The sequence below is a fragment of the Variovorax sp. 01N425 genome, assembly GCF_056399465.1.
On record NZ_JBFTRJ010000005.1, the window covers coordinates 335,910 to 349,196 of the forward strand.

The 13,287-nt window shown below is 67.8% G+C and carries 12 protein-coding genes; 6 read left to right on the forward strand and 6 right to left on the reverse strand.

The genetic code is table 11. The annotated features are described in order from the left end of the window. The first annotated feature begins 59 nt into the window (after positions 1-59). On the forward strand, positions 60-746 hold the full coding sequence (locus AC1DSC_RS11520; protein WP_018905955.1) for an RraA family protein: 687 nt from the start codon (positions 60-62) through the stop codon (positions 744-746). 34 nt (positions 747-780) lie between these two features. On the opposite strand, the gene AC1DSC_RS11525 is transcribed toward AC1DSC_RS11520, so the two are convergent. The 5 genes from AC1DSC_RS11525 to AC1DSC_RS11545 all read right to left on the reverse strand — a co-directional run bounded on the left by AC1DSC_RS11525 (position 781) and on the right by AC1DSC_RS11545 (position 5,560). Continuing rightward, on the reverse strand, positions 781-1,467 hold the full coding sequence (locus AC1DSC_RS11525) for a GntR family transcriptional regulator (RefSeq protein ID WP_015865653.1): 687 nt from the start codon (positions 1,465-1,467) through the stop codon (positions 781-783). Positions 1,468-1,541: 74 nt separating this feature from the next. After that, positions 1,542-2,996, reverse strand: a complete 1,455-nt coding sequence (gene hydA, locus AC1DSC_RS11530) for a dihydropyrimidinase (protein ID WP_436288695.1) — start codon at positions 2,994-2,996, stop codon at positions 1,542-1,544. Between the two features lie 13 nt (positions 2,997-3,009). Then, positions 3,010-3,735: an amino acid ABC transporter permease gene (locus AC1DSC_RS11535; RefSeq protein ID WP_015865655.1), complete on the reverse strand. Its 726-nt coding sequence runs from the start codon at positions 3,733-3,735 to the stop codon at positions 3,010-3,012. A 45-nt stretch (positions 3,736-3,780) separates the two neighbouring features. After that, positions 3,781-4,611 (reverse strand): ABC transporter substrate-binding protein, encoded by an 831-nt coding sequence (locus AC1DSC_RS11540; RefSeq protein WP_278875321.1) that lies wholly within the window; start codon positions 4,609-4,611, stop codon positions 3,781-3,783. A gap of 52 nt (positions 4,612-4,663) precedes the next feature. Beyond that, on the reverse strand, positions 4,664-5,560 hold the full coding sequence (locus AC1DSC_RS11545; protein ID WP_436288694.1) for a dihydrodipicolinate synthase family protein: 897 nt from the start codon (positions 5,558-5,560) through the stop codon (positions 4,664-4,666). A 100-nt stretch (positions 5,561-5,660) separates the two neighbouring features. On the opposite strand from AC1DSC_RS11545, the gene AC1DSC_RS11550 reads away from it, so the two are divergent. The 5 genes from AC1DSC_RS11550 (at position 5,661) to AC1DSC_RS11570 (ending at position 12,271) form a co-directional block, all read left to right on the forward strand. After that, positions 5,661-8,615, forward strand: coding sequence for an FAD-dependent oxidoreductase (locus tag AC1DSC_RS11550; RefSeq protein ID WP_436288693.1), 2,955 nt, complete (start codon positions 5,661-5,663; stop codon positions 8,613-8,615). A 9-nt stretch (positions 8,616-8,624) separates the two neighbouring features. After that, positions 8,625-9,893: a M20/M25/M40 family metallo-hydrolase gene (locus AC1DSC_RS11555; protein ID WP_436288692.1), complete on the forward strand. Its 1,269-nt coding sequence runs from the start codon at positions 8,625-8,627 to the stop codon at positions 9,891-9,893. After that, positions 9,890-10,624: an amino acid ABC transporter ATP-binding protein gene (locus AC1DSC_RS11560; protein ID WP_278879141.1), complete on the forward strand. Its 735-nt coding sequence runs from the start codon at positions 9,890-9,892 to the stop codon at positions 10,622-10,624. The genes AC1DSC_RS11555 and AC1DSC_RS11560 overlap by 4 nt, the downstream gene beginning before the upstream one ends. 219 nt (positions 10,625-10,843) lie before the next feature. After that, positions 10,844-11,542, forward strand: coding sequence for an HAD-IA family hydrolase (locus AC1DSC_RS11565; RefSeq protein WP_436288691.1), 699 nt, complete (start codon positions 10,844-10,846; stop codon positions 11,540-11,542). Positions 11,543-11,638: 96 nt separating this feature from the next. Next, positions 11,639-12,271 carry a DUF4337 domain-containing protein gene (locus tag AC1DSC_RS11570; protein ID WP_436288690.1) on the forward strand — a complete coding sequence of 211 codons (633 nt, stop codon included), beginning with the start codon at positions 11,639-11,641 and terminating at the stop codon, positions 12,269-12,271. Positions 12,272-12,340: 69 nt separating this feature from the next. Here the strand turns inward: AC1DSC_RS11570 and AC1DSC_RS11575 are convergent, their stop codons facing one another. Next, positions 12,341-13,240 (reverse strand): LysR family transcriptional regulator, encoded by a 900-nt coding sequence (locus AC1DSC_RS11575; RefSeq protein ID WP_436288689.1) that lies wholly within the window; start codon positions 13,238-13,240, stop codon positions 12,341-12,343. Between the last annotated feature and the right edge of the window lie 47 nt (positions 13,241-13,287).

Genomic DNA, 13,287 nt, shown 5'->3' on the forward strand with positions numbered 1-13,287 from the left:
AGGTTGTGCACGCGTGCTGCCATGGGTCCAATCCGCATTTCTTCAGGAGGCAAGAAGCAATGTGGAAAGACGATGACGAACTGTTCGCCCTGATGCGCGCGCGCCTGTTCCCTGCGGTGGTCGGCGACATCCTCGACACCCTGGGTTTCATGCACCAGTTCCTGCCCCCGGCCATCAAGCCGGTCGAACGCTCCATGGTCGTGGCGGGCCGCGCCATGCCCGTGCTGGAGACCCACTGCTTTGCGCGCTCCGAACCCGAGGGAAAGTCGCCGCTGAGCCGGCAGGCTTTCGGTCTGCTTTTCGAGGCGCTGGACGATCTCGCGCCGAACGAGGTCTACGTGGCCACGGGGTCGGCCCCCGAGTTCGCGCTGTGGGGAGGCCTGATGACCACGCGCGCCCTGCATCTGAAAGCAGCCGGCGCGGTTCTCGACGGGTATTCCCGCGATACGGCGGAGGTGCTCGAACTCGGCCTCCCGGTGTTTTCGCTTGGCGGCTATGCCCAGGACCAGGGCCCGCGAGGCAAGGTCGTCGACTATCGCGTGCCGGTGGAGATCCGGGGAATTCGAGTTCGCCCCGGCGACATCGTCTTCGGCGACCAGGACGGCGTGCTGATCATTCCGCGCGAGGCGGAGAAAGAGGCGATCAGCCTCGCGCTGGAGAAGGCCGACACGGAAAGCAGCGTGAGAAAAGCCATCAAGAACGGCATGAGCACGGTCGAGGCGTTCAAGACCTTCGGGGTGATGTGAGCTGGGCGGCCGCACATCGGCCGCACCGGCGCCATCAACCGACGATCGCGCGCTTGACGTCCTCCTGAAGGCTGCGCAAATGCGCGCACATGGCGTTGCGTGCCAGCGCCGGATCGCGCGCTCGCAGCGCATGGATGATCTCGCCGTGCTCGTCGTGGTTTTCGCGCTGGCGATGCAGCGGGCTGTGCAGCCGGAACAGACGCGCGTTCACGCGCAGCTCCTCGACCAGCCTCGGCAGCACGACGTTGCCGCTGGCCGCCGCAATGAGCAGGTGGAACCGGTCATCGAAATGCCAGTGCTCGGTCTCGTCATGCTCACCGGCGTCCAACGACTTCAGGTCGGCCTCGAGCGCATCGATCTGCGCGTCGCTGATCTTGTCGATGGCGAGCACGATGGCTTCGCCCTCGATGATCTCGCGGGCTCGCATGCAGTCGAAGTATTCCTTGGTGCCCAGTGCGCGCACCGCATAGGAACGCGCATCGCGGCGCACCAGCAGCCCTTCGCCGGCCAGGCGCACCAGCGCCTCGCGCATCGGCGTGCGCGAGATCCGGAGTTCTTCCGCGAGCCGGCCTTCCTGCAGGGGACTGCCGGCCGAGATCTGGCGATCCAGGATCAGGGTGCGCAGGCGCGCATAGGCCTGTTCGGCCAGGCTGGCAGAGCGCACCTCGAGCGGTGCGATGGTGATGGTGGCGGGTTGGGCCGGACTGGGAAGACTGGGCATGCGACGACAAAAAAAGGTTTCCACAGGCGGTGTCGAAAAAGCTTAGCAGGCCGACCGCCGGGGGACGAATGGTCTCACAGCCATTTGTCCAGCGGACTGCCGGCGTTCGGCGCGCGCGGCCGCAGGCAGGGCTGGAACTGCCCCGAGCCGGGTTCGGCCGAAAAGACGCCGTCCTGCCACACCACCCGCCCGCGCGAGACCGTGACTGCGGGCCAGGCCCGCAGCCGCATGCCTTCGTAGGGCGTGTAGTCGGCTGCGTGATGGAGCATGTCGTTGGCGATGACCTTCTCGCTTCCCGCCTCGAAGACATCCCAGACGACGAAATCGGCATCGCCGCCCACGGCGATCGTTCCCTTCTTCGGATACAGGCCGTACATGCGCGCCGGGTTGGTGGCGGTGAGCTCGACGAAGCGGTGGATGTCGATGCGCCCGGCCAGCACGCCCTCGCTCATCAGCAGCGGCATGCGCGTCTCGACGCCGGGAATGCCGTTCGGAATGCGATCGAAGGAAGCGTCGTCGCCGGCCACGCGCTTGCCGTCGGGGCCGTCGATGTTGAACGGCGCATGGTCGGACGAGAACACTGTGAAGAGGCCGCTCGCCAGGGCGTTCCAGATGAACTGCTGGTTGGCCTTGTCGCGCGGCGGCGGGCTGCAGATGCAGCGCGCACCGTGCATGGGATCGTCGGGATCGATGCCCAGGTCTTCCGCGCTCAGGAACAGGTACTGCGGACAGGTTTCTGCAAAGATCGGCAGTCCGCGTCCACGCGCCCAATGGATCTGCTCGACGGCCTCCCGGCCCGAGACATGCACGATGAGGATCGGCGTGTCGATGAGTTCTGCCAGCGCGATCGCGCGGTGCGTAGCTTCGCGCTCCACGGCCATCGGCCGCGAGCTCGCGTGGTAGCGCGGCGCGGTGAGGCCCGCGTCCAGCAGCTGCTCGGTGAGCCAGGCGATGCAGTCGCTGTTCTCCGCGTGGATCATCGTCATCGCGCCCTGCCGGCGCGCCACCGCCAGCACCTCGATGATCTGGCGATCGTCCAGCTTCAGGTCCTCGTAGGTCATGTAGATCTTGAACGAGGTGTAGCCCTTCTCGATCAACGCGGGGAGCTCGCGCTGCGTCACGTCCTTGGTGGCGTCGGCGACGATCAGGTGAAAGGCGTAGTCGATCACCGCCTTGTCGTCGGCACGGCGGTGGTAATCGTCGACCGCGTCCTGGATGCTGCCGCCCTTTTGCTGCGCGGCGAAGGGCAGCACGGTGGTGGTGCCGCCGCAGGCCGCCGAGCGCGTTCCGGTGAAGAAGTCATCGGAGAAGCGCGAGCCGTCCCCGGTGGGCTGGTCGAAGTGGCAATGGCCGTCGACACCGCCGGGCGTGACGAGCCGGCCGGCCGCATCGATCTCGCGCGCGGCACTGCCGTCGAGCTGCCGGGCGATGGCGCTGATGCGTCCGTCGCGAACGCCGATGTCGGCGCGGTAGCGGTCGCCCACGGTAGCGATGTCGGCGTTGCGAAGGATCAGGTCGTAGGGCTGCATGACGGACTCCCGGCTAGCGTTGCTCGAGCACGACGTCGGCCGTGGCTGCCGCCACGGGCTCGCTCGCATTGCCGTAGGCGCGGCCATAGTGGCGCTCGATGCGGCGCTGGATGACGTCCCACACCGTCGTCATGAGCAGGTAGTAGATGGCGGCCACGATGAACAGCTCCAGCACCATGAACTTCTCCTGGATCAGCACCTGGGTGCGGCGCAGCAGCTCTTCCATCGAGATCACCGAAGTGATGGACGTGGTCTTGAGCAGGCCGTTGATGCTGTTGCCCAGCGTCGGGATGATCAGTCGCATCGCCTGCGGCATCACGATGTAGCGCATGCTCTGTGCGCTGCTGAAGCCGACGGCGCGCGCCGCGTTCGTCTGGCCGGCCGGCACCGACTGGATGCCGCCGCGCACCACTTCGGCGAGGTAGGCCGCCTCGTTGAGGATCAGGCCGAGCAGCGCCGACTCGACCACCGACAGCTTGAGGCCCAGCTGCGGCAGCCCGGTGTAGATGATGATCAGCTGGACCAGCAGCGGCGTGCCGCGGAACACCCAGATGTAGAAGTGCGCCGGCGCGGCGAGCCAGTCATGGCGCGACAGCCTGGCCAGGGCCAGGGCGCATCCCACGACCAATCCGCCTGCAATGGCCGCCAGCGTCAGCCACAGGGTGGTGAACGCACCGCTCAGGATGTAGGGGTTGAACAGATAGCCGAAGAAGCCCGACCAGTTCCAGCCTTGTCCCATGGAAGTTCCTTGGTTGCCGAAGTCAATGGTGCGCAGCGAGGGCGCTCAGCTCGCCGGTCCCTTGACGACCACGGCGCCGTCGGTCGCCTTGACGCCGTACTGGTCGAGCAGCTTGTTGAAGGAGCCGTCGGCCTTCATGTCGTTGAGCACCTTGGCCACCGCAATGGACAGTTCCTTGTTCTTGGCGGCCAGCGCGACCGGCGTCGGGAACAGGCCTTGCAGCACGCGGTCGAAGTCGCCGCGCTTCTGGTACTCGGCGCCGGTGGAGTCGATCGACAGGGCCACCTCGACCTGGCCGGCGCGCAGCGCCTGGAACGCCATCGCGAAGTTCTCGAAGGTGCGGATGGTCATGCCCTTCAGGCCCTTGTCGGTCAGCTGCTTGTCGAGCTCGCGCGCCTTGCGCTCCTCGAAGCCGCCGATCTCCACGCCGATGCTCTTGCCCGACAGGTCCTCGGGCTTGCCGATCTTCAGCGGGTTGCCCTTGGCGGTGCTGATGCTGATGGCCTGGTCTTCGTAGGGCAGCATCTGCATGAGCTTGGCGCGCTCATCGGTGTAGAAGATGCCGGTGTTGATGACGTCCCAGCGGCCGGCCTGCAGGCCCGGGATCATGGCCGAGAACTCGATGCGCACGTACTCGGGCGTGAGGCACAGCCGCTTGGCAATGGCCTCGCCCAGTTCGACCCGCATGCCCTTGAGCGCACCGGTCTGGTCGACGAACTGCATCGGCGGCAGGGTCGGGTTGATCGACATCGTCAGCGTGCCCTTCTTCACCAGCGCGGCATCAGGCACGGGCGACTTGCAGGCCTGGGCGTTCGCGGCCCCGATCCCGAGAATGAAAAGAGCAGCGACCGAAGCGAGAGCGGGGAGCAGTTTCATGGTGATTTCCTGGTGGAGGTTGGACGAGGCGGCGTGGTGGCAAAAAGGGAGCTCAAGGCGCGATGGAGTCCAGCAGGCCGAGCTGGCCGAGCGCGCGCCGCAGGTCGGCGGCATCGGCTTCAGGCAGGGGCAGGCGCGGCGCGCGCGGCTTGCCCACGGGCAGGCCCATCATCGAGAGGCCGTCCTTCGAGGCAGCCACGTAGCGGTGGCCGCCGACCCAGCGCACGATCGGCAGCATCTGCTTGTAGAGCGCCAGCGCGGCGGGCATGTCGTGCTCGTCGGCCACCAGCTCGAACAGGCGGGCCGACATCTTCGGAATCAGGTTGGAGCACACCGCCACCCAGCCCTGGGCGCCGAGCCAGAACGACTCGTAGCCGAGGATGCCCGCGAACACCGTCATGCGGTCGCCGCAGAGTTCGATGATGTCGCGCACCCGCGTGACCTCGAGCGTCGACTCCTTGATGTACCTGCAGTTTTCGATGCGCGAGAGGCGCGCCACCAGCGCGGGCTTGAGGTCCACATTGGCCGTGGCCGGGTTGTTGTAGACCATGATCGGCAGGTTGATCGCCTCGCCCACCTTGCGGTAGTGCTCGAACAGCTCGTCGTCGGTGGGCGAGCTGTAGAACGGCGGAATGATCATCACGCCGTCGGCGCCCATGCCCTCGGCCTCGCGGCTCAGCCGCACGCACTCGTCGGTCCACTCTGCGCCGGTGCCGATCAGAACAGGCACGCGTTTTGCGGTCGTCTGCACACAGGTCTCGATCACCAGCTGCCGCTCTTCGGGCGTCAACGAGAGGAACTCCCCGGTGCTGCCCAGCGGAATCAGCCCGTGGATGCCCTCTTCGATCTGCCAGTCGACCAGCTTCTTGAGCGCGGGCACGTCCACGTGCTTTCCGTCGGCGGTCATCGGGGTGATCAGCACCGTATAGGTGCCTCGAAACGCTGCCATGGGTCGGTCCTTGGTGAAAAATCGGATGACTGAATGATCGTGTACGATTAGTATACGTATACATTCAGTATATCCAAGCAGTTTTTCATCGCACCTGCTCATGAGCGCCCGACTGACCCACAGCTCCATTGCCGCCAGTGGCCGGACGATCCGCTTCTGGTACGACGGCCAGGCCATCGACGGCCTCGAGGGCGAGACCGTGGCAGCGGCACTGGCGGCCAGCCACATCCGCCAGATGCGGCACACGCGCGGTGGCGGGCGCCGGGGCCTTTATTGCGGCATGGGGGCGTGCTTCGACTGCCTGGTGACCATCGACGGCGTGGCCAGCCAGCGCGCCTGCCTGGCCAAGGTGGCGGACGGCCAGCAGATTCGCTCGGCCATGCCGGCGGGCACGCCGGCCGACCCCCTGCAGCCGCTCGCGCCACCCGCCGATGCGGAGCCCGCCGCGCAGGACGTCGACGTGCTGGTGGTGGGCGCCGGGCCGGCCGGCCTGTCGGCGGCGCTGGCCGCGCGGCAAGCCGGCGCCAGCGTGCTGGTGCTGGACGAGCGGCTGCAGTCCGGCGGCCAGTTCTACAAGCCGCTGGCCCCCTCGCACCATGCGCCCCGCCCCGTCGATCGCCAGTTCGCAAAGGGCCTCGCGCTCGAGCGCGACGTGCGCGCGGCCGGCGTGGCCATCGCGCAGGGCGCGCAGGTCTGGGCTGCGTTCTCGGCGCATGAAGTCAGCGCGCTGATCGCCGGGCGCGCCACCCACATCCGATGCAGGCAACTCGTGATCGCCCCGGGCGCCTACGAGCGGCCCGTTCCCATTCCGGGCTGGACGCTGCCCGGCGTGATGACCACCGGCGCCGCGCAAACGCTGGCGCGGGCTTACCGCGTCGCGCCGGGCCGGCGCGTGGTGGTCGCGGGCAACGGTCCGCTCAACCTGCAACTTGCCGCGGAACTGCTGGCCGGCGGTGCGCACGTGGTCGCAGTGCTCGAATCGGCGGCACGTCCCTCGGTGCGCGACTGGCGCCACCTGCTGACCACTGCCCGCACCGCGCCCGACCTGGTGCGCCAGGGCTGGGGCTACCTGCGGCAGCTGCGCGCGCACAAGGTGCCTGTGCTGTGGCGCCACGCGGTGGCAGCGGCCGAAGGCGACGGCGAATTGCAGGCGGTGCATGTGGTTGAACTGGACGCGCAGGGCCAGCCCACGGCAGCGCCGATGCGGCGCTTCGAGGCCGACACGCTGTGCCTGGGCTACGGCTTCATCCCTTCGACCGAGCTCGCACGCATGCTGGGCTGCGAGCATCGCGTGGTCGAGCGGCACCTCGGCTATCTCGCGACCGTGACCGCCGGCGACGGTGCCACCAGCCTGGAAGATGTCTTCGTGGTCGGCGACGGTGCGGACCTCGGCGGTTCGCGCGTCGCGCTGGCACGCGGCACGCTGGCCGGGAGGTCCGCGGCGCGCAAGCTCGGACTGCCGGCAAAGCCAATGGCCGCTCCCGACCGGACGGCGGCCCAGCTCCAGCGGGCCGAGTGCTTCCAGCAGGCCCTCTGGTCGCTGTACAAGGCGCCGCCCGTGGCACTGGCCGCCGTCGGCGACGACACGCTGCTGTGCCGCTGCGAAGAAATCAGCTTCGGCTCCGTGCGCGAACAGATCCGCGCGGGCCGCGACACGCTGGCAGCGCTCAAGCGCAACACGCGGTTGGGCATGGGCCGCTGCCAGGGGCGCTACTGCGCGGTCACGGCCGCCAAGCTGGTGAGCGAGATGACGGGGCGGCCGCTGGAGGTCGAGCAGTACTTCGCGCCGCGTCCGCCGGCCAAACCCGTGCCGGCCGGCGCCCTGGGCTTCGAGAAGCCCGAATGGGGCGGCCACAAGCCGGCCATCACGCCGAACCTCGCGCGCCCGGTCGAACACGCGCCCTTCGGAACCCTGCGCACCGACGTGCTGGTCATCGGCGCCGGCGTGCTCGGCTCCTGCCTCGGCCACTATCTGTCGAAGGCGGGCCAGGACGTGACGGTGGTCGACCGCGACGACATCAACCTCCAGGCCTCGGGCGCCAATGCGGGCAGCCTGCACGTGCAGCTGCTGTCCTTCGATTTCGGCGCCAAGGCGCAGCAAGGCGGCGGTCCGGCCGCGGCCACGCTGCCGCTGGGCCCGATGTCGGTGCGGCTGTGGCAGGAGATCGAGGCCGAGAGCGGCGAAGACCTGGAAATCAAGATCACCGGCGGACTGATGGTGGCCGACACCGAGGCCGGCCTGCGCTTCATCGAGGCCAAGGCCGCGCTGGAGCGCAGCCACGGCATCGAGGCGCAGGTGATCGACGCGGCCACGCTGCGCCGCCTGTCGCCCGCGCTGTCGCCGCAGCTGCTGGGGGCCGAACTCTGTCCCATGGAGGGCAAGATCAACCCGCTGCGCGCGACCTATGCCGTGGCTTCTCTCGCGCAGCAGCAGGGCGCGCGCTTCCTGCGAGGCTGCGATGTACGCCGGATCGAACGCCGTCCGGGCGACGGCGGCGGCTTCGTGGTCCATACCTCGCGCGGCGTCATCCAGGCGGGCCGCCTGGTGAACGCCAGCGGCGCATGGTCCAGCACGGTGGGCGACATGCTCGGCGTGCAGATTCCCGTCAAGGGCGCACCGCTGCAGATGATCGTGACCGAGCCCGCGCCGCCGCTGGTCAACCACCTGGTGGCGCATGCCGACCGGCACCTGAGCCTCAAGCAGGCGGCCACCGGCGGGCTGATCATCGGCGGCGGCTGGACCGCGGCCTTCCATGAAGGCATGCGGCTGAACCGCGCCGAACGCGCCAGCATCGAGGGCGGGCTGTGGGTTGCGCGGCAGGTGCTGCCGGCCGTGTGCGGCCTGCACATGATGCGCTGCTGGGCCGGCATGAACGTCAACATCGACGGCGCGCCGATCCTGGGCGACGTGCCCGGCGTGCCCGGCTTCTACAACGCCGTCACCTCCAACGGCTACACCCTGGCGCCCATCGCCGCGCGCCTGGTCACCGACCTGATCGTGCACGGGCGCACGGACATCGACATCACGCCTTTCCGGATCGACCGGTTTCTTTGACAGAACTCCATGACTGACCACTCCCAAGCCCCAGCGCGCGACGTGCTGCGCGAATTCATCGACAGCCACTTCCAGGAACAGGTCCAGACCCTGGCGCAGCTGGTGCAATGCCCGTCCGACAACCCACCCGGTGATTGCGCGCCGCATGCCGAAGTGGCGGCCCGCCTGCTCGAGGGCATGGACCTGGTGGTCGAACGCCATGCCGTGCCGCCCGCGTTCGCACAGCAGCACGGCATGCGCAGCGTGACCAACCTCATCGTGCGCGAGCGTTTCGGCGACGGGCCGGTGATTGCCCTGAACGCGCACGGCGACGTGGTGCCGCCGGGCTCGGGCTGGACCGGCTCGCCCTACAGCGGCGAGGTGCGCGGCGGATGGCTGTACGGGCGCGGCGCGGCGGTTTCCAAGTCGGACTTCACCACCTACGCCTTCGCGCTGCGTGCGCTGAAGCAACTGCGCGCCAGCGGCACACCGCTGGCCGGCACGGTCGAGTTGCACCTGACCTATGACGAAGAGACCGGCGGCATGACCGGACCCGGCTGGATTCTTTCGCAGGGCCTGAGCCGCCCCGACTACGTGATCTCCGCCGCTTTCTCGCACCACGTGGTCGTGGCGCACAACGGCTGCCTGCACCTGGAGGTGATCCTGCGCGGCAAGTCCGCGCATGCGGCGCGGCCCGACACCGGGGCCGACGCGATCGAGGCTGCTGCGACATTGCTGCCCGCGCTCTACCGCTACCGTGACCAGTTGGCCGCACGGCCCTCGCAAACCCCCGGCATCACGCATCCGACGATGGTGGTCGGGCTGATCCAGGGCGGCATCAACACCAACGTGGTGGCCGACACGCTGAGCCTGCGCATCGACCGGCGCATCGTGCCGGAAGAGACGCCCGAAGCGGTCGAGGCCGAACTTCGGCAGGTCATCGAGGACGCCTGTGCCACGCTGCCGGGCATCGCCGTCGAGATCCGGCAGATCCTGCTGGCCCGTCCTTTTGCATCCGCGCCCGGTGCCGCGGAGTTCGCAGCACTGATGTGCCGCGAGGCGAGCGCGGTCATGGGCAAGCCGGTGACCCCCATCGGCGTGCCGCTGTACACCGACGCGCGCCTCTACAGCGAAGCTGGCATCCCGACCGTGATGTACGGCGCGGGCCCCGAGTCGCTGCTCGAAGCCAACGGCCACCGCGCCGACGAACGGGTTCCCCTCGACGAGCTGCGCAAGGCGACCCTCGTCGTTGCGAACACGCTGTTGCACCTCATGGTCCTGCCAAAGGAAACCCGATGATCGACATCAACCAGGTGAGCAAGTGGTACGGCACGTTCCAGGTGCTGACCGATTGCACGACGCGCATCCGCAAAGGCGAGGTTGTCGTGGTCTGCGGGCCCTCGGGTTCCGGCAAGTCCACCTTGATCAAATGCGTGAACGCGCTGGAGCCCTTCCAGCAGGGCAGCATCACGGTCGACGGGGCTTCAGTGGGCGATCCGAAGATCGACCTCAACCGGCTGCGCTCGCGCGTGGGCATGGTGTTCCAGCACTTCGAGCTGTTTCCTCATCTCTCGATCGAGCAGAACCTCTCGATCGCGCAGGTCAAGGTGCTCAAGCGCTCGTCGAGCGAGGCGCGCACCCGCTCCATGGCGCTGCTCGAGCGCGTCGGCATGAAGGCCCATTCGCACAAGTTTCCGTCGCAGCTCTCGGGCGGCCAGCAACAGCGCGTGGCCATCGCACGCGCACTGGCGATGGACCCGATCGCCATGCTGTTCGACGAGCCCACCTCCGCGCTCGACCCGGAGATGGTCAACGAGGTGCTGGACGTGATGGTTCAGCTGGCGTGCGAAGGCATGACCATGATGTGCGTGACCCACGAGATGGGCTTTGCGCGCAAGGTGGCCAGCCGGGTGATCTTCATGGACCGCGGCAGCATCGTCGAAGATTGCCCGAAGGAGGAGTTCTTTGGCAACGCGGCTGCGCGCTCCGACCGCGCGCAGCAGTTCCTCTCGAAGATCCTGCAGCACTGAGCAGCGTCCAGCACCCGGCTTCCGCTCCGCACACGCGGCCGTGCCAAAGAAGATGCCGTCTTCGGCAAGACTGCGACATCCTGTGCTGGATCGCACGCCGAGTTCGGCCTGTCCCGCCCCGCCGAAGCTCCTATGCTCGTGACGTACAGACGCCCGGCAGCCCCCTCGCCCGTTGCCGCTGCGGCGATTTCCTGCCCCTCCCACTGGAGCTTCTCTCGTATGTCCCTGCAAGATTTCAAGGTCCTCACCTTCGACGTGGTCGGCACGTTGATCGACTTCGAGGGCGGCATGCTCGCCTACCTGCGCTCGGCCGTGCCCGATGCGCGCGTGAGCGACGACGAATTCCTGGGCGCCTACCGCCAGGCCCGCGCCGACGGCCACGCCGGCTGGTACCCCGATGACCTGGAGCGCTGCTGGCACGCCATCGCCCCCGCGCTGGGCCTGCCCGACAGCGATGCGCTGGCCCGCGGCCTGCGCGATTCGGTGGCGCAATGGCCGGCCTTCCCGGATTCGGTGGAGGCACTGCAGCGGCTGCGCAAGCGCTTCAAGCTGGTGACGATGACCAATGCCCAGCAATGGGCGCTGGCCCACTTCGACAAGACGCTGGGCTCGCCCTTCGACATGCTGCTCAGCTGCGACGATGCGCTGTGCGAGAAGCCCGACGCACGCTACTTCGCCTACGCACGCGGCCGCTTCGAGGGCGCCTGGGGCTTCAGGCAGGCCGACAACCTGCACGTGGCGCAAAGCCAATACCACGACATCGGCATCTCGAAGCAGCTGGGCATCACCACCTGCTGGATCGAGCGCCGCCATGCGCAGAAGGGCTCCGGAGGCACCATCGAGTCGAAACGCACCGAGCCCGACTACCACTTCCACACGCTGGCCGAACTGGCGGATGCGGTCGAGGCGGGCCGCTGACCATTTGGGTCTCCGCGCGCAGCGAATGAATGCTTTCGTCTGCTGGCAAGGCATACTCGCACGCGCTCCGAGAAACCCTATATCAGCAAGGATCCCATGTCAGGACACGGCTTTCACGTGCACGGCCCGCACGACCACGAACTTGAACACGCGGCATCCGGCAGCGGCCATGGCGACAGCCATGGCCATGCGGAAGGCGGGGCAGCCTCGCCTTCCGGTGGCATGAGCATGACGAGCAAGATCGCTGTGTGTACCGCCGTGATCGCCACCGTCGGCGCGATCTTCTCGTACATGGGCGGGGCCACGCAGGCCAACGCCGGCCTCTACAAGAACAACGCCGCGATCAAGAAGACCGAGGCGTCGAACCAGTGGAATTACTTCCAGTCGAAAAGCACCAAGCAGGCGCTCGCCGAATTCGCGCGCGACACCGCGGCCGACGACGCCCGCAGGCAGGACTGGCAGCTCAAGGTCACGCGCTACGACCAGGAGAAGACCGACATCCAGGCCGCCGCGAAGAAGCTGGAAGCCGAGGCGAGCCAATGGGACGCCCAGTCGGAAGAGCAAATGCACCAGCACCATCGCTGGGCCCAGGCGACGACCGTGCTGCAGGTGTCGATCGCGCTGGCCGCCATTGCCTTGCTGACGAAGAAGAAATGGCTGGAGCGCGCGATGTTCGGCGTGGCGGCCGGGGGGCTTGTGGTGGGAGTGCTGGCTGCGTTTCACATCTAGCAGCCAGGCCGGCGCGAGCCGGAAGCGAGGCATGCAGCTGCCGCCCCGGCTTCCCGGCACTCCGCTTCGCTACGCAGCTTGCCGCAGCGAGGCGCGCGCGCAGGCCAGGAAGGGTTCGATGAGCGGACTCTGCCAATCGCTGCGCCAGCAGGCAGCGATGTCCATCCTTGCATCGACGTTCCGCAAGGGGCGGAACACCACGCCCGGAGGCCGGCCGATCCGGGCGCAGGCGGGCAGGATGGCCACGCCCCTGCCTGCAAGGACGAGCGCCAACGCCGACACCATGGTCTCGACCCGCTGCGCGATCGGCATGCTGACATCGTGCCGCCGAAGCATCGAGGCAATGAGCGATTTGTCGACGTCGCCATCGGGCACGGGCAGCCCGATGAGGGGCATGCCCGACAGCCGTTCCATCGGAATGCTGGACATGCGGGCCAGCGGCGAATCCGCGCGCACGGCGAGCATCAGCGGCTGGGTTCCGATGCGTTCGGCCGCAATGCCCGCGTGGGCGATGGGCGGGATGCAGATCGCCACCGACACCTCCGAATCAGTGAGGGCCGAGACGTTGTTGGCAGCGTTCAGCTCCACATACTGGATCTCCACGTCCGGCAGCTTCGCCCGAAGCGTGTTTTCCAGGCGAGGAAGCACCAGGTAGGACAGCACGACCATGGTGCCGACGGTGAGCCGGCCCCTGCTGCCCGAGCCGATCGCCCGTGCCGCATCGAAGCCTTCGTTGGCAAGCAGCAGCGCCTCCTTGGCACGCTGGAAGAGCGCATGGCCGGCATCGGTGATCTCCATGCCGCGCGCCGCCCTGCGGAACAGCGGCGTGCCCACCGCCGCCTCCAGGTTCTTGATGTGGACCGACAGCGGCGGCTGGGCCATGTTGAGCCGGCGTGCCGCCTTGCCCACGCTGCGTTCCTCGGCCACGGCCACGAAGTAGCGGAGCGTTCTGAAGTCCGGTGCTGCCATACGCTGGTCGTATGCCTTTTCAAGAAAACAGTATTGGACTCGATGTT

What these genes read in the sequence shown, in the direction of transcription:
- AC1DSC_RS11525 (WP_015865653.1), bottom strand. Translation starts at nt 1,467, where the DNA reads ATGCCCAGTCTTCCCAGTCCGGCCCAACCCGCCACCATCACCATCGCA.
- AC1DSC_RS11560 (WP_278879141.1), top strand. Translation starts at nt 9,890, where the DNA reads ATGATCGACATCAACCAGGTGAGCAAGTGGTACGGCACGTTCCAGGTG.
- AC1DSC_RS11565 (WP_436288691.1), top strand. Translation starts at nt 10,844, where the DNA reads ATGTCCCTGCAAGATTTCAAGGTCCTCACCTTCGACGTGGTCGGCACG.
- AC1DSC_RS11575 (WP_436288689.1), bottom strand. Translation starts at nt 13,240, where the DNA reads ATGGCAGCACCGGACTTCAGAACGCTCCGCTACTTCGTGGCCGTGGCC.
- AC1DSC_RS11555 (WP_436288692.1), top strand. Translation starts at nt 8,625, where the DNA reads ATGACTGACCACTCCCAAGCCCCAGCGCGCGACGTGCTGCGCGAATTC.
- AC1DSC_RS11535 (WP_015865655.1), bottom strand. Translation starts at nt 3,735, where the DNA reads ATGGGACAAGGCTGGAACTGGTCGGGCTTCTTCGGCTATCTGTTCAAC.
- AC1DSC_RS11545 (WP_436288694.1), bottom strand. Translation starts at nt 5,560, where the DNA reads ATGGCAGCGTTTCGAGGCACCTATACGGTGCTGATCACCCCGATGACC.
- AC1DSC_RS11520 (WP_018905955.1), top strand. Translation starts at nt 60, where the DNA reads ATGTGGAAAGACGATGACGAACTGTTCGCCCTGATGCGCGCGCGCCTG.
- AC1DSC_RS11540 (WP_278875321.1), bottom strand. Translation starts at nt 4,611, where the DNA reads ATGAAACTGCTCCCCGCTCTCGCTTCGGTCGCTGCTCTTTTCATTCTC.
- hydA (WP_436288695.1), bottom strand. Translation starts at nt 2,996, where the DNA reads ATGCAGCCCTACGACCTGATCCTTCGCAACGCCGACATCGCTACCGTG.
- AC1DSC_RS11570 (WP_436288690.1), top strand. Translation starts at nt 11,639, where the DNA reads ATGTCAGGACACGGCTTTCACGTGCACGGCCCGCACGACCACGAACTT.
- AC1DSC_RS11550 (WP_436288693.1), top strand. Translation starts at nt 5,661, where the DNA reads ATGAGCGCCCGACTGACCCACAGCTCCATTGCCGCCAGTGGCCGGACG.